This window comes from Novosphingobium profundi (assembly GCF_018491765.1).
Lineage (GTDB): Bacteria > Pseudomonadota > Alphaproteobacteria > Sphingomonadales > Sphingomonadaceae > Novosphingobium > Novosphingobium profundi.
In genome coordinates, this window is sequence record NZ_JABWCU010000075.1 from 1 (window position 1) to 881 (window position 881).

The window sequence follows — 881 nt, forward strand, 5'->3', positions numbered from 1 at the left end:
ACCAGCGTACCGCCCACAGGATGACCTCTCCGGTAAAATGCCGCCCTTTGAAATCGTCCATCACAACCGACCTTACCAATCCAAGGACCCAACCTTGGCAACCGCAGCAGAGTTTGCAACAGAGCCCGTGATCCGAATGATGCGAAGTGATCGGAAAGGTGAGAATAGATTTTCACGCCAGGTTCGGCGCCATATTTGGCATTGACGTCCGCCGCCCCTGAACGGCTCCGCCCCGACCGGAAGAACTGGCCATCGGACGACGAACTGGTGCCAGCGCCCCAATGCCGCGCGAAGGGTAATTCGTGATGGGCTGAGATGATCATGGCCAGCGCGGCCTGATAGTTCTCGGGTGAAAGATACCAGTTGTGGGTCCATGCGAGTTGGGCATAGCTGACGCCTTCGCTGGCATTGGCCATCCGCTCCAGCCCGAGGTTGGTGCCATCAGCCAGAATTGCGGCGAGTACCGTGCTGGGGTTGTCGTGCTCCTTGCCTGAGCGCAGGTCACGGAATGCGTTCAAAAAACCAGTGCGTTCGGCGACTTCAAGCAGCAGCTCGGTGATGCGCACGCGGGGAAGCAGGGTATCGAGCTTGCGATCGAGGGCTTCAGCTTCCGGTGGGGTGACAGGCGGCATTTGCTGAAGCTTGAGCCGGTCTCGTTCGAGCGACACTCCCTCAAGCTTGTTTGTTTTCAACTGCTTGGCAAATCGGCGCAGCCGCCAGTCAAGATTTCGTGCCCGGTCAGCGAGGTAGGATGCAGCATTTGAATCGAACGGAAGCACATCCGCCACTTTGGCGGCGTCGCGCCGACCCAGCAAATAGGCATCGAAGCGCTGATAGTTGCGGGTTCCCTCGATCCATACATCACCGGCGCGCAAACGATC

General features: G+C 58.7%; 1 protein-coding gene. It reads right to left on the reverse strand.

Annotation, left to right across the window (positions count from 1 at the left end; all coding sequences use genetic code 11):
• Positions 1 to 881 (reverse strand): Tn3 family transposase (locus tag HT136_RS26075; RefSeq protein ID WP_246544483.1); only part of this gene is annotated, 881 nt, incomplete at both ends.